Annotated in this window: 24 protein-coding genes; 19 read left to right on the forward strand and 5 right to left on the reverse strand. The window is 45.5% G+C overall.

Annotated features, from left to right (window positions below; genetic code table 11):
* Nucleotides 1–153 precede the first annotated feature (153 nt).
* Nucleotides 154–546: a DoxX family protein gene (locus AC1DVJ_RS06550; protein WP_477589294.1), complete on the reverse strand. Its 393-nt coding sequence runs from the start codon at nt 544–546 to the stop codon at nt 154–156.
* 158 nt (nt 547–704) lie between these two features.
* On the opposite strand from AC1DVJ_RS06550, the gene AC1DVJ_RS06555 reads away from it, so the two are divergent.
* The 5 genes from AC1DVJ_RS06555 to AC1DVJ_RS06575 all read left to right on the forward strand — a co-directional run bounded on the left by AC1DVJ_RS06555 (nt 705) and on the right by AC1DVJ_RS06575 (nt 6,794).
* Nucleotides 705–1,013 (forward strand): winged helix-turn-helix transcriptional regulator, encoded by a 309-nt coding sequence (locus AC1DVJ_RS06555; protein ID WP_477589296.1) that lies wholly within the window; start codon nt 705–707, stop codon nt 1,011–1,013.
* A gap of 434 nt (nt 1,014–1,447) precedes the next feature.
* Nucleotides 1,448–2,713: a histidine--tRNA ligase gene (hisS, locus tag AC1DVJ_RS06560; protein ID WP_477589298.1), complete on the forward strand. Its 1,266-nt coding sequence runs from the start codon at nt 1,448–1,450 to the stop codon at nt 2,711–2,713.
* Between the two features lie 42 nt (nt 2,714–2,755).
* Nucleotides 2,756–4,537, forward strand: a complete 1,782-nt coding sequence (aspS, locus tag AC1DVJ_RS06565; protein WP_477589300.1) for an aspartate--tRNA ligase — start codon at nt 2,756–2,758, stop codon at nt 4,535–4,537.
* A 24-nt stretch (nt 4,538–4,561) separates the two neighbouring features.
* Nucleotides 4,562–5,323: a tRNA threonylcarbamoyladenosine dehydratase gene (locus AC1DVJ_RS06570; protein WP_477589301.1), complete on the forward strand. Its 762-nt coding sequence runs from the start codon at nt 4,562–4,564 to the stop codon at nt 5,321–5,323.
* A gap of 151 nt (nt 5,324–5,474) precedes the next feature.
* On the forward strand, nt 5,475–6,794 hold the full coding sequence (locus AC1DVJ_RS06575; RefSeq protein WP_477589302.1) for a replication-associated recombination protein A: 1,320 nt from the start codon (nt 5,475–5,477) through the stop codon (nt 6,792–6,794).
* On the opposite strand, the gene AC1DVJ_RS06580 is transcribed toward AC1DVJ_RS06575, so the two are convergent.
* The 3 genes from AC1DVJ_RS06580 to mnmA all read right to left on the reverse strand — a co-directional run bounded on the left by AC1DVJ_RS06580 (nt 6,789) and on the right by mnmA (nt 9,536).
* Nucleotides 6,789–7,118 carry a DUF3889 domain-containing protein gene (locus tag AC1DVJ_RS06580; RefSeq protein ID WP_477589303.1) on the reverse strand — a complete coding sequence of 110 codons (330 nt, stop codon included), beginning with the start codon at nt 7,116–7,118 and terminating at the stop codon, nt 6,789–6,791. The two genes, AC1DVJ_RS06575 and AC1DVJ_RS06580, sit on opposite strands and share 6 nt — an antisense overlap.
* Nucleotides 7,119–7,675: 557 nt before the next feature.
* Nucleotides 7,676–8,365 carry an AlkZ-related protein gene (locus tag AC1DVJ_RS06585; RefSeq protein WP_477589305.1) on the reverse strand — a complete coding sequence of 230 codons (690 nt, stop codon included), beginning with the start codon at nt 8,363–8,365 and terminating at the stop codon, nt 7,676–7,678.
* An 82-nt stretch (nt 8,366–8,447) separates the two neighbouring features.
* Nucleotides 8,448–9,536: a tRNA 2-thiouridine(34) synthase MnmA gene (gene mnmA, locus AC1DVJ_RS06590; protein WP_477589306.1), complete on the reverse strand. Its 1,089-nt coding sequence runs from the start codon at nt 9,534–9,536 to the stop codon at nt 8,448–8,450.
* Nucleotides 9,537–9,970: 434 nt separating this feature from the next.
* Here mnmA and cymR point away from each other — a divergent pair, with 434 nt between their 5' ends.
* The 5 genes from cymR to AC1DVJ_RS06615 all read left to right on the forward strand — a co-directional run bounded on the left by cymR (nt 9,971) and on the right by AC1DVJ_RS06615 (nt 13,534).
* Nucleotides 9,971–10,390 carry a cysteine metabolism transcriptional regulator CymR gene (gene cymR / locus AC1DVJ_RS06595; RefSeq protein WP_477589308.1) on the forward strand — a complete coding sequence of 140 codons (420 nt, stop codon included), beginning with the start codon at nt 9,971–9,973 and terminating at the stop codon, nt 10,388–10,390.
* A gap of 8 nt (nt 10,391–10,398) precedes the next feature.
* The gene (locus tag AC1DVJ_RS06600) at nt 10,399–11,547 is read left to right on the forward strand and encodes a cysteine desulfurase family protein (protein WP_477589309.1); all 1,149 of its coding nucleotides are present in this window, start codon (nt 10,399–10,401) and stop codon (nt 11,545–11,547) included.
* 28 nt (nt 11,548–11,575) lie between these two features.
* Nucleotides 11,576–12,097 carry a PRC-barrel domain-containing protein gene (locus tag AC1DVJ_RS06605; protein WP_477589310.1) on the forward strand — a complete coding sequence of 174 codons (522 nt, stop codon included), beginning with the start codon at nt 11,576–11,578 and terminating at the stop codon, nt 12,095–12,097.
* A 7-nt stretch (nt 12,098–12,104) separates the two neighbouring features.
* Entirely contained in the window at nt 12,105–12,308 is a 204-nt protein-coding gene (locus tag AC1DVJ_RS06610; protein ID WP_028555750.1) for a hypothetical protein, read from the forward strand.
* Nucleotides 12,309–12,463: 155 nt separating this feature from the next.
* Nucleotides 12,464–13,534, forward strand: coding sequence for an AI-2E family transporter (locus AC1DVJ_RS06615; RefSeq protein ID WP_477589311.1), 1,071 nt, complete (start codon nt 12,464–12,466; stop codon nt 13,532–13,534).
* 282 nt (nt 13,535–13,816) lie between these two features.
* Here AC1DVJ_RS06615 and AC1DVJ_RS06620 read toward each other — a convergent pair whose 3' ends face one another.
* Nucleotides 13,817–14,038, reverse strand: coding sequence for a DUF3951 domain-containing protein (locus AC1DVJ_RS06620; RefSeq protein WP_477589313.1), 222 nt, complete (start codon nt 14,036–14,038; stop codon nt 13,817–13,819).
* A 154-nt stretch (nt 14,039–14,192) separates the two neighbouring features.
* On the opposite strand from AC1DVJ_RS06620, the gene AC1DVJ_RS06625 reads away from it, so the two are divergent.
* From AC1DVJ_RS06625 to AC1DVJ_RS06665, 9 genes are all read left to right on the forward strand, one after another.
* Nucleotides 14,193–14,360 carry a hypothetical protein gene (locus AC1DVJ_RS06625; RefSeq protein ID WP_477589315.1) on the forward strand — a complete coding sequence of 56 codons (168 nt, stop codon included), beginning with the start codon at nt 14,193–14,195 and terminating at the stop codon, nt 14,358–14,360.
* Between the two features lie 92 nt (nt 14,361–14,452).
* A complete protein-coding gene (alaS, locus tag AC1DVJ_RS06630; RefSeq protein WP_477589316.1) occupies nt 14,453–17,080 on the forward strand; it encodes an alanine--tRNA ligase in 2,628 nt (875 codons plus the stop codon).
* A gap of 111 nt (nt 17,081–17,191) precedes the next feature.
* Nucleotides 17,192–17,452: an IreB family regulatory phosphoprotein gene (locus AC1DVJ_RS06635; RefSeq protein ID WP_028555746.1), complete on the forward strand. Its 261-nt coding sequence runs from the start codon at nt 17,192–17,194 to the stop codon at nt 17,450–17,452.
* Nucleotides 17,453–17,469: 17 nt separating this feature from the next.
* Complete coding sequence (gene ruvX / locus AC1DVJ_RS06640; RefSeq protein WP_477589318.1) at nt 17,470–17,886, forward strand: Holliday junction resolvase RuvX; 417 nt, start codon at nt 17,470–17,472, stop codon at nt 17,884–17,886.
* A gap of 6 nt (nt 17,887–17,892) precedes the next feature.
* Nucleotides 17,893–18,201, forward strand: a complete 309-nt coding sequence (locus tag AC1DVJ_RS06645) for a DUF1292 domain-containing protein (RefSeq protein ID WP_477589320.1) — start codon at nt 17,893–17,895, stop codon at nt 18,199–18,201.
* Nucleotides 18,198–18,497 carry a DUF1292 domain-containing protein gene (locus tag AC1DVJ_RS06650; protein WP_477589322.1) on the forward strand — a complete coding sequence of 100 codons (300 nt, stop codon included), beginning with the start codon at nt 18,198–18,200 and terminating at the stop codon, nt 18,495–18,497. The genes AC1DVJ_RS06645 and AC1DVJ_RS06650 overlap by 4 nt, the downstream gene beginning before the upstream one ends.
* A 126-nt stretch (nt 18,498–18,623) precedes the next feature.
* The gene (mltG, locus tag AC1DVJ_RS06655; RefSeq protein ID WP_477589490.1) at nt 18,624–19,721 is read left to right on the forward strand and encodes an endolytic transglycosylase MltG; all 1,098 of its coding nucleotides are present in this window, start codon (nt 18,624–18,626) and stop codon (nt 19,719–19,721) included.
* A 26-nt stretch (nt 19,722–19,747) separates the two neighbouring features.
* Entirely contained in the window at nt 19,748–20,674 is a 927-nt protein-coding gene (locus AC1DVJ_RS06660) for a peptidase U32 family protein (RefSeq protein ID WP_477589324.1), read from the forward strand.
* Nucleotides 20,675–20,699: 25 nt separating this feature from the next.
* Nucleotides 20,700–21,983 (forward strand): peptidase U32 family protein, encoded by a 1,284-nt coding sequence (locus AC1DVJ_RS06665; RefSeq protein ID WP_477589326.1) that lies wholly within the window; start codon nt 20,700–20,702, stop codon nt 21,981–21,983.
* Nucleotides 21,984–22,112 lie beyond the last annotated feature (129 nt).

Genomic DNA, 22,112 nt, shown 5'->3' on the forward strand with positions numbered 1-22,112 from the left:
ATCTTCCTTTAATCTAAAGAGGATATACTGATTCTCGACCCCCTTTTAAATATAAACTTTGAAAGCCTGCAGCCATGTGCCGCAGGCTATTTTCTTGCATACAAACTAAAAACCGCCACAGCTGAGCTGGACGGTTTCGTATACAATTTCAACTTACATAAGTGCATCAATAGCGTAATCACCTGCTCCGATCAACGCCACCCCAAGTGCAACCACGATCAAAGCAGCGTTGTATTCAAATCCATTGGAAGTTACCCAGTAACCATTTTTAGCATGAACTTTAATAATTGCCATCAACATTGTGATAATAATTAGAGCAGCACCAACTTCTGTCCATAGACCAGCGGCGAAGAGTAAGCCGCCTGCTAATTCTGCTAAACCAGCTGCCACGGCCATTAAGATGCCTGGTTTAATGCCGATGGATTCGAAAAATCCGCCTGTACCTTTAGGTCCGTACCCGCCAAACCAACCAAACAATTTCTGTGTACCATGTGCCGCCATCGTTAATCCAATCACCAAACGAATAATAAGAAGTCCTAATGCCATACTAACATCTCCTCTGTAGATATATTTTGTTTAACAACTTACTTTATGTTAGTATATTATTACGAGTCACTTACTTTTGTCAAGCGACTATGATAAAATAGTTTTACGGACATGTATGAAGCAAGTGTTCATGCAAGAACTCGGAGGAGATGATTAAGATGGAAGGTTATCAACTATGTCCCAAATTCGAGAATGCATTTGAACTTCTAGGAAAGCGTTGGACAGGACTTATCATTAGTGTGCTGTTAACTGGGCCCAAGCGGTTTAAGGATATCTCAATACTCATCCCGTCCATGAGTGATCGCATGCTTTCTGAAAGATTCAAGGAACTTGAAGCTGCAGAGATTATTACTCGACATGTGTATCCAGAAACGCCGGTTCGAATTGAGTATGAATTAACGGCAAAAGGAAAAGCACTTAAGCCCGTTATGGAAGAAGTGCAAAAATGGGCGGACACATTATCCTAAATACATGATGGGGGCAAGTTATTAGGAACGACTATCTCTTGACTTTGCCCTTACCAATGTTTACAATAACCATAATGTAATTCCATAAGATTGTGATCCGTTGAAGGGACACAGTAATTCGCCCCCACATGTACAGAGAAGGAAGTCTAGGCTGCAAGCTTCCGATGATGAGCGAATGAAAAGACCTCCCCGAGGACCAACTGGGAACAGCGCATGAACGATGTGCTAAGTAGCAGTTGTGCGAATAGCGGGCGTTAACCGCAAAGAGCAGAATTGTTTTTGCTTGCGTAAGCGAGGAAGCAAGGTATGCTGAATGTGGGTGGTACCACGGGTGAATTGTTAATTCAAATCTCTCGTCCCTGACGTAAGTCGGGGGTGGGGGATTTTTTTGTTTTTTGTAAGAGCATGTAGTAGAGAAAAGGGAGGTTACTTAGATGAGTATTCAGAAGCCAAAAGGAACACAGGATCTTCTTCCAGGCGAGGTGGAGAAGTGGCAGTACCTCGAGACTAAGGCGAGAGATTTGTGTCAACGTTTTAACTACAAAGAAATTCGTTCGCCAATTTTCGAAAGTACGGAGCTATTCTCGCGCGGGGTTGGAGAAACGACGGATATCGTCGAAAAAGAAATGTACACATTTTTGGATAAAGGCGACCGCAGCATGACGCTGCGTCCTGAAGGAACGGCGGGTGTCGTTAGAGCCTATGTAGAAAATAAACTATATGGGATTCCAGATCTTACGAAGCTGTTTTATGTGGGACCTATGTTCCGTTATGAACAGCCGCAAGCAGGCAGATACCGCCAGTTTCACCAGTTCGGTATTGAAGCATTCGGCTCGGTGGATCCAAGTATTGACGCAGAAGTGATAGCGCTTGGCTACACTTTCTATAAAGAAATTGGGCTCAAAGAAGTAACCGTTGAAGTTAACTCGGTGGGTACACCAGCAGTTAGAACGGCTTACCGTGAGCAGCTGCAGGCATTCTTTGCTCCAGTGAAGGATCAGCTGTGTAAGGATTGTCAATCTCGTTATGACCGAAACCCAATGCGTATTCTCGATTGCAAAATCGATCAAAAGCATGGTGTAGGCGCTCCTGATATCCTAGAGTTCTTGGATGAGGAATGTCGTACACACTTTGCACAGGTACAAGAACACCTAACGGCGATGGAGATTCCATACCGTATCAATCCTCGCCTTGTGCGCGGACTTGATTACTACACGCACACCGCGTTTGAATATAAGGCAGCTGGGATTGGTGCCATCGACACGATCGGCGGAGGCGGACGTTACAATGGTCTTGTCGAGCAAATTGGCGGACATGGAACTGATCAACCAGGTGTAGGCTTAGGACTTGGACTTGAACGTATTCTGCTTGTACTCCAAGCACAAGGGGTTGAAATTCCGAAACCAGAACCGCTTGATGTGTACTTGATTGGTCTTGGTGAAGCAGCGGAGAAAGAAGTTACGAAGCTTCTACACCAGCTAAGAGTGCAAGGATTAAAGGCGGAGAAGGACTATCAGGGCCGCAAGATGAAGGCTCAAATGAAATCTGCAGATCGTTTCCAAGCAACCTATGTGGCGATTCTTGGTGACGATGAGTTAGCTCGCGGCGAAATTACATTGAAGAAGATGGACACAGGAAATCAAATCACGCTTAGTTTAGTGGATCTTGCCTCAAATGCAGCAAAGACACTATTCGAATAGATAAGTACACCAAAATAAACACTACAAGGAGGAACAACAATTATGATGCTCAAAACACATCATTGCGGGCAGCTAACAAAAGCCCATGTAGGCGAAACGGTAATACTTAACGGGTGGGTGCAAGTAAGACGTGACTTTGGCGGCCTTCTTTTCATCGACCTACGGGATCGCAGTGGCTTAATCCAAACGGTGTTTAACCCGGATTTCTCTGGCGACGCATTGGCGATTGCTGACCGTGCACGTAATGAGTACGTGCTTGCAATTAAAGGGAAAGTTGTTGAGCGTGATGCTGAAACAGTTAACAAAAACATTCCAACAGGTGAAATCGAAGTTCAAGTAACCGAAATCGAAATCATGAATGCAGCGAAAACACCTCCGTTCTTTATCGAAGATGGCATTGAAGTGGATGAAGCTGTTCGTTTGAAATATCGATACCTTGACCTGCGTCGTCCTGAAATGCAACGTACCTTGATGCTGCGCTCCAAAGCATCCAATGTATTCCGTAATTTCTTGGATTCACAAGGCTTTATTGATGTGGAAACACCGATCTTGACGAAAAGTACACCAGAAGGCGCACGTGATTACTTGGTACCAAGCCGCGTGCATCCAGGCGAGTTTTTCGCGCTTCCACAATCGCCGCAAATCTTTAAGCAATTGTTGATGGTTAGTGGTCTTGAGCGCTACTACCAAATCGCTCGCTGTTTCCGTGACGAAGATCTTCGTGCAGACCGTCAACCTGAGTTTACGCAAGTCGACATCGAGACTTCCTTCCTATCGCAAGATCAGCTTCTTGATATCCTAGAAGAGCTTGTAGTTAAATTGATGCAAGAAACGGCAAATGTGGAGATTCCACGTCCTTTCCAACGGATTACGCATGCAGATGCGATGGCGAAATACGGCTCTGATAAGCCAGATCTTCGTTTTGACCTTGAGTTGAAAGATGTATCCGATATCGTTTCAACTTCCGGCGTTCAAGTTTTTGCTAGCGTTGTAAACGGCGGTGGCCAAGTGAAAGCACTTAATGCTAAGGGGTGCGGTACTTGGAGTCGTAAGGAAATCGACGATCTATTACCATTCGCAGCACGTTACGGAGCGAAGGGTCTTGCTTGGATTCAAGTGAAAGACGGCGAGTTCAAAGGGCCAATCGTGAAGTTCTTCAACGAGGCTGAAATCGCAGCATTGACAGAGCGTTTGGGAGCAGAAGAGGGAGATCTTCTATTATTCTCTGCTGACAAGAAAAAGGTTGTTGCTGATGTTCTAGGTAACCTTCGTTTGAAAATTGGTCGTCAACTTGGCCTTATCGATGACTCCGTCTTCAAATATGCGTGGGTCGTAGACTTCCCACTACTTGGATATGACGAAGAAGCGAAACGCTATGTAGCAGAACATCATCCGTTCACACGTCCGAACGAAGATGACATCCATTTCTTCGATACAGATCCAGGTCAAATTCGTGCGCAAGCGTACGATCTTGTCTTGAACGGATATGAAGTAGGCGGCGGCTCTATGCGGATTTACCAACGTGATGTACAAGAGAAAATGTTCGCAGCACTTGGCTTCTCCAAAGAAGAATCAGTTGAGAAATTCGGCTTCTTGCTGGAAGCATTTGAATACGGCACGCCTCCACACGGTGGATTTGCATTTGGGTTTGACCGTTTGGTCATGTTAATTACAGGTCGTACGAACCTGAGAGAAACGATCGCATTCCCGAAAACAGCTAGTGCAACAGACTTGTTGACAGACGCTCCGGGAACTGTGGATGACAAACAACTAGAACAACTGTCGATTCGCTTAGCGCTTAAGCAGCCTGCTGCCAAAGCCTAAGAACCTTGAAGAGGAAGTGTTCCTATGCTTCACCAATTTTCGCGAACAGAATTAGCCATTGGCCCTGAGGGTCTTGAAATTATGAAAAATAGTACAGTTGTCGTACTCGGTATTGGCGGCGTTGGCTCCATTGCGGCGGAAGCTTTAGCGAGATCTGGTGTAGGACGTTTGATTCTGATCGATAAAGATGTCGTCGATATCACGAATATCAACCGCCAGATACATGCCCTTACGACTACGGTAGGTCAGCCCAAGGCTGATCTGATGCGGGATCGTATCCTTTTGATCAATCCTGAGTGTGATGTCATTTCCCTGAGGATGTTTTACACAGAGGAAACGTATGAGCAAGTATTCGCGTATCCGATCGATTATGTGTTGGATGCAAGTGATACGATTTCATACAAGATTCATCTGATTAAACAATGTCTCGAACGTAAAATCCCGATGATCTCCTGTATGGGTGCTGCGAACAAAATGGATCCTACCCAATTTAGAATTGCTGATATTTCTAAAACAAGTATGGATCCGATCGCACGCGTTATTCGCCAAAGATTACGTAAAGAGGGCATCAAGAAGGGTGTAAAGGTCGTATTCTCGATGGAAGAACCGATGAAGCCACGGGAAGACGTCACGGAACAAATCGTGCCTGCGGATGCACCAGAGAGACGTAAGGCGCAGCAGCCGCCTGCAAGCAACTCTTTTGTGCCTCCTGTAGCGGGTCTTATCATGGTGAGTGCAGCTGTGAAGGAATTGCTGGAGATTGGTTCGAAGAAGAAATCATTGTAAAGAGAAACGGATGTCCCGATGATGGGGTGTCCGTTTTTTTGCGATTAAAAAGAGGAGCGTAATGTCAATTTGATGGTGACACATGACATGCCCTCCGGGGCGGAGTATAATGAAAATTACTACTTTCAACACCAAGTAAAGGAAACTAACCATGGATTTGTTTACATATGCAGCATCACAAGATCCGGGGGGCAAGCTGCTTGCTGATCGGATGCGGCCAACGACACTAGACGAATATATTGGCCAAGAGCAAATCGTTGGCAAAGGCAAGCTCCTGCGTCGGGCGATTGAAGCCGATCAAGTCACATCGATTCTCCTTTACGGGCCGCCAGGAACAGGGAAGACAACGCTGGCGAACATTATCGCGAATCGCACACAGGGTGAGTTCATGAAGCTCAACGCCGTTGATGCTTCCGTGAAGGATGTCCGCGAGATTATTGAGCTGGCCAAAAGCACGAAAGCGATGTACGGTCGCAAAACGACCCTATTTCTAGACGAAGTCCATCGCTTCAATACCTCGCGGCAGGATGCGCTGCTTCCTGCTGTCGAGCAGGGCATCCTCATCTTCATCGGTGCGACCACCGAGAACCCCTTTCACCATGTGAACGGGGCCCTCTTGTCGCGCTCGACGTTGTTTCAGCTCGAGCCGCTCACGGCGGAGCATGCGCTCATCGCCATGCGAAGAGCCATTGCCGATCCCGTGAAGGGGCTCGGCTTCATGCGCCTCCACGTAGACGAGGAGGCGCTAGAGCACATCGGGCAGATGGCCAATGGCGACATCCGCCGATCCTTGAACGCGCTGGAGCTCGCAGCACTGACGACTTCACCTGAACCGGACGGCACGGTTCATATCACGCGCGAGGTGGCGGAAGAGTCGATCCGCCGCCCGATCGTGAAAGCGGACGAGTCGACGCAATATGACGTCTTGTCCGCCTTTCACAAGAGCGTGCGCGGCTCTAGCGATGCCGCGCTGTTCTGGTTCTTATATGCCGTTGAGAAGCTCGGCATGGATCCAATGACCTTCCTGCGGCGTCTCATCGTCGCTTGCAGCGAAGATATTGGACTCGCCAATCCGCAGGCAATGGTCCAGTCTGTCACGGCGATGGACGCCTACCATAAGATCGGCTGGCCAGAATCGAAGTACATCATTTCCCAGGCAATTTTATTCGCTGTGGAGAGTCCGAAGTCCAACTCTATTCCGCTCGCTATTATGCGTGCACAGGAGCTGATGGAGCGTGTAAAATCAGCGGAAGTTCCGCTGCATCTGCGCGATACACACTACAAAGGTGCGGAGAAGCTCGGACATAAAGGGTATATGTATCCGCATAACTACCCTGGGCATTTCGTTCGTCAGCAATACTTGCCGGATGACATCCAACATGAAGTTATTTTTGCGGCAACGAATCAAGGTACGGAAGAGAAGATGAAGCTTAATCAGCATAAAAGAAGAGGGACACCTACAGATTCATAGAATCCGTAGAGTCCCTCTATTTTCTTGTTCCATAAGGATGGTGAATAGCCTATCTGTAACGGGATCATAACGAATCGAGACGATGAGTGGAAACTCAGCACCATTCTTTTTGACCCAGAATCGGAACTGCTGCTGAGTAACACCTGGTGCCACGTTGGACTTTCCAATATATTTGTAATCCAACAAGGTATACACCTTACCTGCTTCGTGAAAAGCAAGACGGCTCCACTTCGCATAGGAGGGGTCATGTACGGGAGTCCTGCCCGCACGGTCGCTATTGTCTAATTGGATCGTTTCCGCAAGTACAGGCGATGAGACACCCAAGCTCAGCCCCAATATGAGTAAAAAAGCTATGATTTTGCTCAGTATCGCTCCCACCTTTCACTAGTAGCGTGTGCGACGGTGGGGGCGTACATGCGTAATTCGAGAGCGGTAAAAAACAGCAATAAGAGCATTAGTCCGAAAACAACGACTTATTTTTTCTATACTCCCAAGTTTTACTTGAATAGTCCGAATTAGCCAATCTAAATTGACCTAAACAACTTACAACTAAGAAATTTGGGGATTTAGTTCGATAGAAACTGACTATTTGTATTTTTGGAGAAGGAATTCTCTTATTAATTCGGATATATCGGATTAATTCAGAATCAGTTGAGAGCTTCAGGAGTACCGTAAACAGCCAAAAAAAGGAGCACCCCTGTGCTCCCCCTGTGCCTCTCCGGCACCCCGGTAGAGGAATCATGCAAAAGTGCAGGATTCTTCTCGTTTTTTCGGTGAATTAGCATTAAATGTTGCAAAAATACATCAAAATGTAGCTGTTTCAGCGATTTTTTAAGAATGATAGATAAATGATGCATTATCGCATCAATACACTGGAACTGTTATAACTTAAAAATCTTCCCCAAATACTTACCAGCAGCGTCACTAAATTGCTCCTGCAGCAGTGTACGTAAGTGAGCTTTAGCTTCAGGTGTTGGAAGTGTGTTCTTCGCAATCCCATGCAGCTCCATCCAATGTGAGGCCGTCATATAGCACGTACTGTTCCATCCGTTTTTTGTGCCATTAGCATTCAGTCGCTCACTGATTCCCGCGATCACGATGTCGGCTTTACTCTGCAAGTCGATCAGAGCACGGTCGAACTCGGCCTTCGATTCTTTTGATTTCAGATCAGTCGCTGCGCGTAAGGCTTTCACATCGATGCCCTCATTCCCAGCAATAGCGTGATACACATCTACGGCCGCTTTGGACAGCTCTCCATCGGAATACCGCTCGTCCACGGAGTAGGGATCTTCTAGCAAATTTTTAATCAGCGGAAAGAGTTCAGAAGCTATCAACAACGGCTTCTTGGCAAAAAACCGCCCATATGCAGCAAGCCCATCCCCAGGAAGGCGATCACGCCATAACCAAGGATCTGTCTCTAACCCCGTATGCCATTGCTCGTGCGTGGTCAAAGATTCAAGAGAATTATGCTCAGGGATGAACGAAGAGAGGGGGAGAATACCAATCTCCTTAACGAGCCTCTTCACATCTTCATACGTATCAGCTTTTATCGTTACCTCGCTCATAGCCATATACATTCTCCTTCGCTCTAATCTTCGAATTTATTTCTTGCCTTCGCACTTTTTATTAAGCACTTAACTCCACACGTACCCCTTACTTATGCACCTTATCAATCACACCGCCGCCTAAACATATCTCACCATCATAAAAGACAACGGATTGCCCAGGTGTTACCGCTTTCTGCGGCTTATCGAAGACAACTTCGCAGCTGCCATCTGGTTGTAACGTAATCACAACGCCTTGATCCGCTTGGCGATAACGGAATTTGGCTGTACATGTGTAAGCACCTTCTGGCTTTTTCGAAGAAATCCAGTTCACATCGGTTGCAGTCAGCCCCTTGGAGTAAAGCCCCGGATGCTGCTCACCTTGAACGACGAGCAATTCATTCGTCTCCAAGTTTTTATCAACGACGAACCACGGTTCACCTGAACCAGATCCACCAATGCCGAGGCCTTGTCTTTGGCCTAATGTATAATACATCAACCCGTCATGGCGCCCCTTGATCTCACCGTTACGGATATCAACCATGTTGCCTGGGCGTGCAGGGAGGTATTGGCTGAGGAATGTTTTGAAGTCGCGCTCACCAATGAAACAAATCCCAGTGCTGTCTTTCTTCTTCGCCGTTGCAAGGCCAGCTGCTTCAGCGATTTCACGTACTTTGGATTTCGGCAGATGACCGATCGGGAACATCGCTTTTGCAAGCTGCCCCTGGTTTAGGACGTTAAGGAAGTAAGTTTGATCCTTGTTTGAGTCATTTCCACGCATCAACACGAATTCACCGTCTTGTTCCTTCACTTGCGCATAATGTCCGGTAGCAATGTAGTCGCCGCCTAAATCGAGCACCTTCTGAAGCAATTCTCCAAATTTGATTTCACGATTGCACATGACATCGGGGTTCGGTGTCCGTCCCTTGGTGTACTCGTCCAAGAAGTAGGCAAAAACTTTGTCGTAATACTGCTTCTCGAAATTTACTGTATAGAAAGGAATGTCCAGCTGGTCACAGACCCGTCTGACATCCTCTGCGTCTTCTTCTGCGGTGCAATGACCGAATTCGTCGGTATCGTCCCAGTTTTTCATGAAAATGCCAATAACCTCATACCCTTGCTCCTTAAGCAACAGCGCGGCAACGGATGAATCGACACCTCCAGACATACCAAGGATGACACGTTTTTTTGTTTGCATAGCGTAAACCTCTTTCCATCTTGCAAGACTTTGGCGGAGCTGTATATTTTGAACACTACTATTATACATGCCAATTGCTCAAAATTAAAATATTTCATGAGAATGTCATTGTTTTTCCCCCACAATACAAGGGTTTTGTGATAACATAGATACGATATACGGATGTTTTGGAATGTTTTTGCGAAAAATGGAAACGCTGTTTACCTAGATAGGGACGACCCTGGTGTTAAAGCGTGGGTAGCAAGGTTGGTAAGCATCTCAAGTTTTAGCGATGAGAAAACCTATATCGAGGCAATTCAGGGATGAGCGACCGCGTTTAGATGTAGGTTTTATCGCCAAATAGAAAGATGTTTTCGGAATCCGAAAACTTATACTTTCTATTGTGGTAAATACAGAATCCTTGATGGCAGATCATGTTGAATGAGGTGTTAATTTTGAAAATTTCCACAAAAGGTCGTTATGGTTTAACGATCATGATGGAATTGGCCAACCGAGTGGGTGAAGGACCGACTTCACTGAAAAGTATTGCTGAAAAACATCAGCTTTCTGAACATTATCTTGAACAACTTGTAGCTCCATTGCGTAATGCGGGTTTAGTCAAAAGTATTCGTGGAGCCTACGGTGGCTATATTATTTCGAAATCTGCCGAGCAGGTTACTGCAGGTGAGGTTATTCGCGTACTTGAAGGACCGATCAGCCCCGTGGATTTTACGGAAGAGGATGACCCGGCCAAACGGGACTTGTGGATTCGAATTCGTGATAGCATAGCTGAAGTGCTTGACTCCACAACATTGGCGAACCTGATTTCTTTCGAGGATAAAGGCAAAAACGATAACTACATGTTTTACATTTAAGGTGACCCATGGACCCCATATATCTTGATCATGCTGCAACAACGCCCGTACATGCTGATGTATGGGAGGCTATGTTGCCTTTCTATACAGCAAATTATGGTAATCCTTCCAGTACGCATAGCTTTGGGCGTGCCGCAAGAACAGCGCTGAATCGCTTCCGCGATGGCATGGCGAAGTCCTTAGGCTGTTTGCCTGGTGAGCTTATTTTTACAAGCGGCGGAACGGAAAGCAATAACATGGCGATTTTTGGGATCATGCAGGGGGACCAAGCCGGCAAAAAGCACATCCTGACGACAGCGATTGAGCACCATGCCGTACTGCATCCCTGTGAACGATTGGAAAGCCTTGGATTTGAAGTCACCTACCTCCCAGTAGGTCCAGATGGACGTATTCAAATAGAAGATGTGGAAGCGGCTATTCGTCCCGATACAGCTCTAATCTCTATGATGTACGTGAATAATGAAGTGGGCACCATTCAGCCGATTGAGCAAGTAGGCCAGCTCGCTAGGCAGCATGGCATTCCCTTTCATGTCGATGCGGTGCAAGCTTTAGGGAAGTTACCTTTGAACCTTGCTGACTTACCGGTCGATCTCATGAGTCTGTCCGCTCACAAAATGTATGGACCCAAAGGTGTAGGCGCCCTCTATGTATCGAAGCATACGAAATTGCTTCCTCACGTATACGGTGGCTCACAAGAACGCAAGCGCCGTGCAGGTACTGAAAATGTACCCGCCATCGCAGGCTTTGCTAAAGCAGTTGAAATCATTCTTCCGCTCCAAGAACGCAACTACACACAGGCCAGTGAGCTTCGCGAACACATGATTTCTATCTTAGAGCAGCAATTGGGCTGTGATCGTTTTATCATAAACGGGCATAAAATTTGGAATGTTCCCCACATTTTGAACATCTCCTTTCCTGGTATCTCAACAGAAACGCTGTTAATGAACCTTGATTTAGATCAGGTTGCTGCTGCTAGCGGCTCCGCATGCACGTCTGGCTCGCTCGAAGTATCTCATGTCTTACAGGCCATGAAACTTCCAGAAAATGTGACACACTCCGCGGTGCGATTTAGCTTTGGAATGGGGAATTCTAAAGAACAAATCGAAACGGCTGCCCATAAAGTTGCAACTATTATCCATCGGTTGCGTAATAAGTAGTACTGGGTGGTTCTAGGAGGCGTTACGTTTGCGCAGAGCGCAGGAATTAATAGGACTTCCCGTGTTAACCGTTGAGTCGGGTAAGCAAGTTGGTGAAGTAAAGGATTTATTGATTGACCCAACGTGGAACATAAGCGGCATCGTGCTCGAAGCGAAGACTTGGTTCTCGTCCTTACGATACATATCATGGGAGGGAATTGTCGCAGCCGGAGAGGATGCTATAACCATACCGAACGACAGTGTCATTTGCGAATTTGGGCAGAAGAATGAGTGCCATGCTTTTCTTGAGGGAAGCGACAAGATAAAGGGACTCCCGGTGATTACAGTGGGAGGGCACGAATTAGGCGTGGTAGAAGATGTTTATTTAAACCAGAATTGGGGAAAACAAATAGTAGGTTATGAATTGTCCGAAGGGTTTATTTCTGATTTAAAAGAAGGGCGAAAGTGGCTTCCCATGCCAGATAAGGCAACCATAGGGGAAGATGCGATCATCGTGCCTGGACATTGCGCTCAGGAAATAGAAGAACTCTTCGTATCCAAAGAAGAATAGGGTGAGCATGATGCGTTGTCCAAACTGTAATTCCAAAGATATTGGAAAGATCGGTTCCCATCAATTTTACTGCTGGGGTTGTTTTATCGAACTCAGCGTAAACGGAGATAAAATGTCCGTTTATCAAGTAGAGGAAGATGGTACGTTAAGTTCTCTGGATGATTTGTTTTTTGAGGAAGAAGTTTCTCATATCCACGAGCACGTGAACTAAAGTTAACTTTATGAAACGTTATTTTTCGAGCGATGATTCGCTTGGAGAATAGCGTTTTTTTGTCTTTCGGTGGCAATTAAGGGTTAATTTGGGCAGGTTGTACACATACTGTATGAGCGGCAAGGTTGAATTCAAATGACAGAGGTGGAGGCAGCATGGAAATCTTTTCGAGTAATAAATGGTTTAAAGGACTGATTTATGCCTTATTAATTTTACTCGGTTTATATTTGCTTTTGCTCATAAAACCTATCTTATTTCACCTTTTCACATTCATAAAAGCAATAATCATGCCGTTTTTCATAGCGGTGATCATATCGTATATTTTAAATCCAGTTGTCACCATACTGAATAAACGGAAAGTGCCGAGAACCATTGCCGTGTTGTTGATTTATAGTGTGTTTATCACATCGGTGACGGTCATTATCATGAATATGACCCCGATGTTTATTGAGCAAGCGGCTGAATTAAATGAGCATATGCCACAAATGGCGATGCGCGCACAATCTCTAGTCGACGGCTTTAATCAAAATCAACTATTGCCTGACAGTGTTCGAAATGGCTTTAATCATTCCATCGGTAAGCTGGAGACGAAAATTTCCATGGCGGTTGCCAATTATATGAATCAAATCGGAACGACGATCAATATGTTGTTTATTGCCTTCATCGTGCCATTTCTAGCCTTCTACATCTTAAAGGATTTCCAGATTATTGAGAAAACGGTGTTAGCCATTGTACCCATGAAGCATCGCAAAAAAACCGTTTCCCTGCTTATGGACATTGATACGGCGCTTGGTAACTATATTCGAGGACAACTCCTCGTGTGCTTCATTATTGGGGTGCTTGCTTATTTAGGCTACTGGTTGATCGGAATGCCGTACCCTTTGCTGCTTGCCAGCGTCGTCGCGATCTTCAATATCATCCCGTATATGGGTCCTTTTTTTGGAGCGGCGCCCGCCATTATAATGGCTTCAACCGTTTCTTTGAAAATGGTATTGTTCGTCGCACTTGTCAATTTGACCGTGCAGATTCTGGAGGGGAATGTGATTTCACCCCAAGTGGTTGGTAAAACCCTGCACATGCATCCGTTGTTTATCATCTTTGCTTTACTCGTGGGTGGAGAAGTAGCGGGGGTAGTCGGATTAATCTTGGCTGTTCCTTTCTTTGCCGTGATGAAAGTCATCGTTCAGCATGTGTTCATCCATTTTGTTCATAAGCCAACAACCTAGGCAGACATCGATGTAAACGTGCAGAAGACGCACAAAACCCCTTGAGCCATGACTTGCGGGATCATGGGCAAGGGGTTTTGCACGAGGGTTGAGGAGGTTGAAAGGTTGTGGCCCATACGTAAACCATGAAATGGACTACGGAATTAGTGAGTAATAATCAAGCTGTAAGTTGTAAATTTCTCATTTGGTAATGAAAATCATTATCAATAAACCTAGTATACTTCTATTGAGAATCATTGTCAACTGTGATTTTGAAATGAGTTAAAACCGATGTAGACGCGTTTATTTTAGGTGTTTGTCCTTATCGTCGCCTTGACTGTCATCCTCTTCTTTTTGTTCTTTTTGCTCTTGAAATTCCACATGGGTTTGGCCGGTTATGTAGTCGAAGGGATTGTAACGGCTATCAGGTATTTCCTTTTTGATGAGTGTTTTCGCCATAATGTAAATGATTAAAACGAAGATGGGGAAGATGAGGCCAAGCAAGGTAAGTGTTGATATGTCCATGTGAAGCACCTCCATAGTCTCTATATTCTACTGTATAATGCCCTCATATTGACAGCCAACCCCCATAAAGTTATAATTTGCCTTATCTATATTTGAATTAAAGCGTTGATGAAACCTAGTAAGCCATAGCCCATCGTCAGAGAGAAGGTTCCGCTTGGCAGTGAAAGCTGCGAAGATCGGCTGGAAGAACCTTTCGGTGCTAGGATGGCCCAAAGCTCGTTTCGGAGCGTGGATGAACTCCACCGGTTGGACCCGTTACAAATCCGCACAAGGAGATTGGATTCGCTCTTTGCCATTGGCAAAGGGAACACGAATGCAATAACCAGGGTGGTACCGCGATGATTCGTCCCTGTTAGCTGCAGGGGCGTTTTTTGTTTGTTTGTAAACTTATCCTAAATATGGAGGCTCACAGAGATGAAAGCAAGTGAAATTCGTTCGAAATGGTTGCAATTTTTCGCAAGTAAAGGGCATAAGGTTGAGCCGAGCTCTTCATTAGTCCCACACAACGATCCATCCTTATTGTGGATTAATGCAGGGATTGCACCGTTGAAGCCTTATCTAGATGGACGTGAAATTCCTGAGAATCCACGAATTACGAATGCTCAGAAATGTATCCGTACCAATGATATTGAAAACGTAGGTAAAACGCGTCGTCACCATACATTTTTTGAAATGCTGGGGAACTTCTCTATTGGCGATTATTTCAAGAAAGAAGTTATACCTTGGGCATGGGAGTTTTTGACAGATCCACAGTGGATCGGGTTTGATCCGAATCGTATTTCGGTTACCGTTCACGAGGATGACGAGGAAGCTTTCGACATGTGGAACAAGCAAATCGGGATTCCCGAAGAGCGTATCTATAAGCTCAAAGAAGATAACTTCTGGGATATTGGTGAGGGCCCATGCGGACCTTGTACAGAAATTTTCTACGATCGCGGCGATAAATACGGTGACTTGTCGGATCCAGAGTGCTGGCCAGGCGGCGAAAATGAGCGCTTTCTTGAAGTGTGGAACTTGGTATTCACACAGTTCAATCACAATTCCGATGGCAGCTACACACCGCTTCCGAACAAGAACATTGATACAGGCGCAGGATTGGAGCGCTTTGCTTCCATTCTTCAAGATGTTGATTCTAACTTCGATACAGATCTATTCCTACCGATTATTGATAAAACGTGTGAGTTAACAGGCGTTTCTTATCATACGAACGATGAGCATGACGTCGCGCTTAAAGTTATCGCAGATCATATCCGTACAGTTGCTTTCTCTGTTGGTGATGGCGTACTTCCTTCCAATGAAGGTCGCGGCTATGTCATCCGTCGCTTGCTTCGTCGTGCTGTACGTTACGGGAAAGTGCTCGGATTGGATAAGCCGTTCCTGTTCAAGCTAGTGCCTACGGTTGGCGACATCATGGGCGTATATTATCCAGAGGTTGTCGATAAACGTGAGTTCATTGAGAAAGTAATCCGCACAGAAGAAGAGCGTTTCCATGAGACGTTGAGCGATGGCTTGGTTATTTTGGGGGAAATGGTTCAGAAAACGCAGCAAGCAGGTACGAATCAGATCAGCGGACCGGACGCATTTAAGCTGTATGATACGTATGGCTTCCCATTCGATTTGACGGAGGATTTTGCGTCGGAGAAGGGGCTCACGGTTGATCGTGCTGGCTTTGATGCCTCGATGCAAGAGCAACGTGATCGCGCTCGTGCGGCTAGTCACAAAGAAGGCGGCATGAAGGTTCAAGGCGGGCCGCTCTCCGAATTAACGATTAAAAGCGAATTTGTTGGATATAATGAATTGGTAGTTACTGCTAATATCGAAGCGATTGTTCATGAGAATGAGCTCGTGGAGCTTGTTGGTGTTGGTGAGACCTGCCAGGTTGTCCTAGATCGTACGCCTTTCTATGCAGAAAGCGGTGGTCAAGTTAGCGATCACGGTACGATTCGCAACGCTCAAGTAACCCTGCAGGTTGTTGACGTCATGAAAGCGCCGCATGGACAACATATCCACAAGGTTATTGTTGAGTCTGGCGTACTTCGCAAAGGCGAGTCTGTAGAGGCCATTGTAGCGTCCGCGCCACGTACCGATATCATTAAGAACCATACAGCAACTCACTTGCTGCATAAGGCGCTTAAAGAAGTGCTAGGTACGCATGTTAATCAAGCGGGATCCCTCGTTGAACCCGATCGACTGCGGTTCGACTTCTCCCATTTCGGCAGTATTACAGCAGAAGAATTACAGGACGTTGAGCAACGCGTGAACCAACAAATTTGGAATAGCACGAATGTTGATATTTCCCTCAAAGCGATCGCAGATGCGAAAGCAATGGGCGCTATGGCGTTGTTCGGCGAGAAGTACGGCGATATCGTACGTGTTGTACAAGTTGGCGACTATTCCTTAGAGCTATGCGGTGGCTGTCATGTTCAAAATACAGGCCAAATCGGTTTGTTCAAAATCGTGAGCGAATCAGGTATCGGCTCTGGTGTGCGCCGGATTGAAGCCGTTTCAGGGCGCAGCGCTTACGAATATTTAGATGGACAATTACAATTGTTGAAAGAAGCGGCTGGCTTGCTTAAATCGAACATCCAGGATGTTCCGAAGCGTGTAGATGCTACCTTGCTGCAATTGAAAGAATTAGCACGCGAGAATGAGTCACTGCGAGGTAAGCTCGGTCGTATTGAAGCAGGTTCTCTTACAGATCAAGTGAAGCAAGCTGCGGGTGTTTCCGTTCTAGCTGCGCAGGTCAATGCTGCTGATATGGATTCTCTTCGTAACATTGTTGATGAGATGAAAGGGAAGTTGGGCTCGGCTGTTATCGTTCTTGGCGCTGCCACAGAAGATAAAGTTAATCTTGTTGCGGCTGTAACGCCTGATCTTGTTGCTAAAGGCTTCCATGCGGGTAAAATCATTAAAGAAGTCGCTCAGGCCGTTGGCGGAAGCGGTGGCGGTCGTCCAGATATGGCGCAGGCTGGCGGTAAGGATGCATCCAAACTGCAAGCTGCTTTAGCAAGTGTCGAGGGGCTCCTTTCCCAATTCGTATAATTATTTTTCTACTGGACAGGAATTTTTAAAACCATAGAGAATATATCACATGTATAACGCAAGTTATTTTCATTTATTTAACAAAKGTCACAAGGAAATGGGGTGCTCCTGATGAGTTCCATGGACAAAACAATGAAGTTCAATGTGAAGGCGGAAGAGATCGAAACTTCGCCGAAGGATGTGTTGCTGGCGGTGTATGATGCTCTTCAGGAAAAAGGGTATAATCCGATTAACCAAATTGTTGGTTACTTACTTTCGGGGGATCCTGCCTACATTCCGCGACACAATAATGCGAGAAGCCTCATTCGTAAACGGGAACGGGATGAACTGATTGAAGAATTAGTTCGTGCTTATCTGGGTCAACACAAATAGTAGAAAAGAGAACCAGCATGAGATGGATGGGCTTGGATTATGGGGATAAAACTATTGGTGTCGCATTAAGCGATGAGCTTGGATGGACGGCTCAAGGGCTTGAAGTGATTCGCCGTAATAAGCCGGGAGAAGACATTGAACGGCTTATACAGATTGTTAATGAATATGGCGTATCGCAGGTTGTTGTCGGGCTGCCCAAGAATATGAACAATACGATTGGTCCCCGCGGCGAGATTGCGATCGCTTTTTCAGAAGAATTAAAACAAAAGATCAGTGTACCAGTAAACCTATGGGATGAGCGATTAACAACCGTAGCCGCAACACGGACGCTTCTTGAAGCGGACGTAAGCCGGAAGAAACGGAAGCTAGTCATTGATAAGATGGCAGCACAACTCATTCTGCAAGGTTACATGGATGCCAATATGAAGAGGTGAATGAACATGTCCAAAGAAGAATTGCGTGAAGAAGAACCAGAAATCATTTACATCCCGGACGATGAAGGCAACGAAGAAGAGTTCGAGGTTATCATGAAATTCGAAGTGGACGGTTCAGATAAGAAATATATGATGGTTGTGCCTACGGATGGCTCAGACGAAGAATCCGATGAAGTCTATGCCTTCCGTTATGAAGAAGACGACGATGGCGAAGACTTGAAGCTCTTCACCATTGACGACGAAGAAGAGTGGAACATTGTTGAGGAAACATTCAACACCTTAATGGCGGAGTTCGATGAGGAAGAAGAAGCATGAGTTTGACAACACCTTCTGATGTATTGCGCAATACTTACGGGGATGATATCCTGTTGTCTGACGACCAAAGTGAGTCGACGGTATATCATCTTCTGAAAGAATTCGTCTATKAGAACCAAACGTACGCTGTTATGCAATCCGATGCCCTGAAGAAGGAAGAAGAAGTTGCCCTTTTTCGTGTTATCTCGAATGATGACGGTGAATACGAACTAGTTACCATTGACGATGACGATGAGTGGGAAACGGTTTCGGAGCTATACGACGAGATGGTTTTTCCGGAGCAGGACGACTTGTGAGAAGAAGATAACCGAGCGGAGTACATCCGCTCGGTTTTGTTGTGCATATGGTTAATGATACTAAGGTAACCTACAGCCAAAGGCTTAACGATTGACATTCTTAGGGGGAATAGAAGCGTTGTGAATATGGATAATGAACACGAAGAATCACAGAAGCCTAAGCGAAGTGTGCTGAAATGGGTATTGCTTATTATAAGTATCGTTGTGCTGCTTGTTCTAGGTACGGCATGTGGTATAGGTTTGTTTATCGCTAATGCGCTTCTGCCGGTTGAGGTTTCAGATCAGGAGGTCCGCGTATCCATTCCGCAAGGATCCAGCTCGATACAGATTGCAGATGAATTGAAAGAAAAGGGACTCATTAAGAATTCTTCCATTTTCACTTATTATTTAAAATACAAAAAGCAAGGCTCCAAATTTCAAGCCGGCGAGTATGCGATGAAGCCGGGCATGACGTTTGTAGAACTGATTGATAAGCTCAACAAGGGAGATGTTGTGAAGGAAGAAATGATTCGTATCACGATTCCTGAAGGTTACACCATCGACCAAATCGCTGCCAAAATGAGTGAACAGAGCACTTGGAAGAAAGAGACGTTTCTGGGGCTGGTTGATGACCCTGCGGGCTTTAAAAATGAGACAACCGCTTCGATTCCAGACAGTAAAAATGTAAGGCATCGACTAGAGGGGTATATATTCCCTGAAACGTATGAATTTAAGAAAGGTTCTACGGAGAAGGATTTTGTTGAGCGTTCGTTAGTTCAACTAGACAAAAAACTCACGACACTTCCGACGGATTGGAAGGACAAGTTGAAAGCACGTAATCTCAGCATTCACGAAATGCTGACCATTGCTTCGTTGATCGAACGAGAGGTTGTTATCGATAGTGAACGTGCACTCGTTTCAGGTGTCATTGTGAACCGTTTGAAAATGAACATGCCTCTTCAGATCGATGCGACGGTACAGTATTTATTTGATAAGTCGAAGGATCGTTTATTGGAAAAGGATCTTCAGATCCAAAGTCCGTATAATACGTATTTGAATACAGGATTGCCACCTGGTCCGATTGCAAGCCCAAGTCTAGCCTCGATTAAGGCGGCGATCTATCCGGAAGAAACAAAATATGTGTTCTATGTCACCAAAAAGGATGGAACCATGGGTCATTTGTTTGCAGAAACATTTGAAGAGCACAAGAAGAATATTGCAAATAGTAAAAAGGCCACGAATTAAGCTGACAGAAGGTAGGTAAGCATGACGTGAATAAACCAGAATTAGTCATCAGCTGCGGTTCGATTGCTGAGTTGAAACAAATGATTCTTGCGGGTGCGGATGCAGTTATTATAGGGGAAGATCGCTACGGGCTTCGATTGCCTGGCGAAGTGAAGCTGAACGAGATCGGAGAAGCAGTCGCTTGGGCCCATGGACGTAATGCGAAAGTATACGTAGCGGTCAACAATATTTTGGATAATCAAACACTTGAAGGTTTGAAGGAGTACTTAGCTGCCTTAAAGTCTTATGGCGTAGACGCTATCATTTTTGGAGATCCAGCTGTCGTCATGACAGTTCGTCAGTTACCCGAGTCGTTGCCGCTGCACTGGAATGCTGAAATGACCTCGACGAATTATGCAACAGCGAATTATTGGGGGAAGCAAGGCGCAGTCCGTGTTGTACTAGCGAGAGAGCTGAACATGGAGCAAGTGATTGATTTTAAAGCGAATTCAGAGATTGCTGTAGAAGTACAAGTGCATGGGATTACGAATATTTATCATTCCAAGCGCGAGCTAGTCAAAAACTACATGGCACATCAGGGGAATAAGGTGGAAGAGGACCGGTCGAAAGAACGGGGACTATTCCTTATCGAACACGAGCGCCGCGATCAACGCTATCCCGTCTACGAGGATCGCAATGGTACACACATTATGAGCTCCGAAGACTTCTGTATGCTGGAAAATTTACCAGAGTTGATCGATGGGCATATCGACAGCTTGAAAATTGAAGGGTTGCTCAAATCCCCTGAATATAACGAAACAGTTGTTAAAAGCTATCGCGCGGCGATTGACGCTTATATTGCTAATCCTGAGGGCTACGAGTTCCAGCAGGAATGGTTAGATGCGATTGTGGCGCTGCAGGATCCTGAGCGTGAGCTGAGTTTCGGATTTTTCTATAAAGAACAGGTATATTGATTCAAGAAAGAAGGTGCTCTCCCAGATGACTACAGCCGTAGAAGCACGAGCCAGGGGTAAGCGAGTAAGACTTGATAAGCCAGAGCTGTTAGCTCCAGCAGGAAATTTAGAGAAGCTGAAATTTGCGATCCATTATGGCGCAGATGCTGTATATATCGGTGGTCAGAAATATGGATTGCGTTCCAACGCTGACAATTTCTCCAAAGAAGAAATGCGTGAAGGGGTCGAATTTGCGAAGCAATATGGCGCCAAAGTATTTGTGGCAACGAATATCTACGCTCATAATGAGGATATCGAAGGCTTGGATGAGTACTTGCGAGGGCTGCAGGAGGTGGGTATATCGGCTATCATTGCTGCTGATCCCATTATTATGGAGACTTGCAGACGTGTTGCCCCTGAGCTTGAAGTTCACGTAAGTACGCAGCAATCGGTGATGAATTGGCAAACCGTTCAGTTCTGGAAAGATCAAGGAATTGAGCGTGTCGTATTGGCACGCGAGGTTAGCATGCAGGAAATCGATGAAATCAAGGCGCATGTGGATGTCGAAATTGAAGCTTTTATTCATGGCGCTATGTGCAGCTCGTATTCGGGTCGATGTGTCTTATCCAATCACTTTACGGATCGCGATTCGAACCGCGGCGGCTGCTCACAATCGTGTCGATGGAAATATGATCTATTCACAAAGGATCAGCCGCTTGATGCTCCTTTGGCGACGGATTTCCCTATGTTTGCAGAGGATGACGATGCTTTTACCATGGGGTCGAAGGATTTAAGTATGATTGATCACATTGCGGATATGATTGAATCGGGTGTAGATAGCTTCAAGATCGAAGGAAGAATGAAGAGTATTCATTATGTGGCAACGGTCGTGAATGCCTATCGTCAAGCGATTGACGCTTATTTCGAGGACCCAGCGCATTTCGTACTCAATCCTGTGTGGCAGGATGAAATTCATAAAGCAGCGAATCGACCCTTGAATGATGGATTCTTTTATGAGGCACCTGGCCATGAGGATCATATTTTCGAACCAGAGGATAAGGTCATTGGTTTCGATTTTGTAGGCTTGGTCATGGGGTATAACGCAGAAACAGGTGTTGCCCTTATTCAGCAAAGAAATCATTTCAAGCCAGGCCAAGAGATTGAATTTTTTGGCCCAGAGGGTACGCATTTTAAGCAAACAGTTGACGTAATTCAAGATGAAGCAGGTCAAGAATTGACCGCAGCAAGACATCCGTTACAACTGGTTCAGCTAAAAACAGAGCATCCTGTAAAAAAGTGGGATATGATGCGAAAAAAAACAGGCAAATAGTACCATGGAAGCTTTCTCCAGTGTAGGTTATATTGGAGAAAGCTTCATTTTTTTTATTCTTTTAGATCGTATTATAGAGGATATTGGAAATGAATGTCGAAATTCATCTTTAACAAAGAATGTAAACCT

The organism is Paenibacillus sp. P4_A9 (assembly GCF_056402415.1).

Coding starts and splice junctions, on each gene's coding strand:
- AC1DVJ_RS06585 (WP_477589305.1), bottom strand. CDS start 8,365: ATGGCTATGAGCGAGGTAACGATAAAAGCTGATACGTATGAAGATGTG.
- alaS (WP_477589316.1), top strand. CDS start 14,453: ATGAAAGCAAGTGAAATTCGTTCGAAATGGTTGCAATTTTTCGCAAGT.
- hisS (WP_477589298.1), top strand. CDS start 1,448: ATGAGTATTCAGAAGCCAAAAGGAACACAGGATCTTCTTCCAGGCGAG.
- AC1DVJ_RS06570 (WP_477589301.1), top strand. CDS start 4,562: ATGCTTCACCAATTTTCGCGAACAGAATTAGCCATTGGCCCTGAGGGT.
- AC1DVJ_RS06615 (WP_477589311.1), top strand. CDS start 12,464: ATGGAAATCTTTTCGAGTAATAAATGGTTTAAAGGACTGATTTATGCC.
- AC1DVJ_RS06575 (WP_477589302.1), top strand. CDS start 5,475: ATGGATTTGTTTACATATGCAGCATCACAAGATCCGGGGGGCAAGCTG.
- aspS (WP_477589300.1), top strand. CDS start 2,756: ATGATGCTCAAAACACATCATTGCGGGCAGCTAACAAAAGCCCATGTA.
- AC1DVJ_RS06610 (WP_028555750.1), top strand. CDS start 12,105: ATGATGCGTTGTCCAAACTGTAATTCCAAAGATATTGGAAAGATCGGT.
- AC1DVJ_RS06600 (WP_477589309.1), top strand. CDS start 10,399: ATGGACCCCATATATCTTGATCATGCTGCAACAACGCCCGTACATGCT.
- AC1DVJ_RS06620 (WP_477589313.1), bottom strand. CDS start 14,038: ATGGACATATCAACACTTACCTTGCTTGGCCTCATCTTCCCCATCTTC.
- AC1DVJ_RS06665 (WP_477589326.1), top strand. CDS start 20,700: ATGACTACAGCCGTAGAAGCACGAGCCAGGGGTAAGCGAGTAAGACTT.
- AC1DVJ_RS06555 (WP_477589296.1), top strand. CDS start 705: ATGGAAGGTTATCAACTATGTCCCAAATTCGAGAATGCATTTGAACTT.
- AC1DVJ_RS06645 (WP_477589320.1), top strand. CDS start 17,893: ATGTCCAAAGAAGAATTGCGTGAAGAAGAACCAGAAATCATTTACATC.
- AC1DVJ_RS06550 (WP_477589294.1), bottom strand. CDS start 546: ATGGCATTAGGACTTCTTATTATTCGTTTGGTGATTGGATTAACGATG.
- mnmA (WP_477589306.1), bottom strand. CDS start 9,536: ATGCAAACAAAAAAACGTGTCATCCTTGGTATGTCTGGAGGTGTCGAT.
- ruvX (WP_477589318.1), top strand. CDS start 17,470: ATGAGATGGATGGGCTTGGATTATGGGGATAAAACTATTGGTGTCGCA.
- AC1DVJ_RS06635 (WP_028555746.1), top strand. CDS start 17,192: ATGAGTTCCATGGACAAAACAATGAAGTTCAATGTGAAGGCGGAAGAG.
- mltG (WP_477589490.1), top strand. CDS start 18,624: ATGGATAATGAACACGAAGAATCACAGAAGCCTAAGCGAAGTGTGCTG.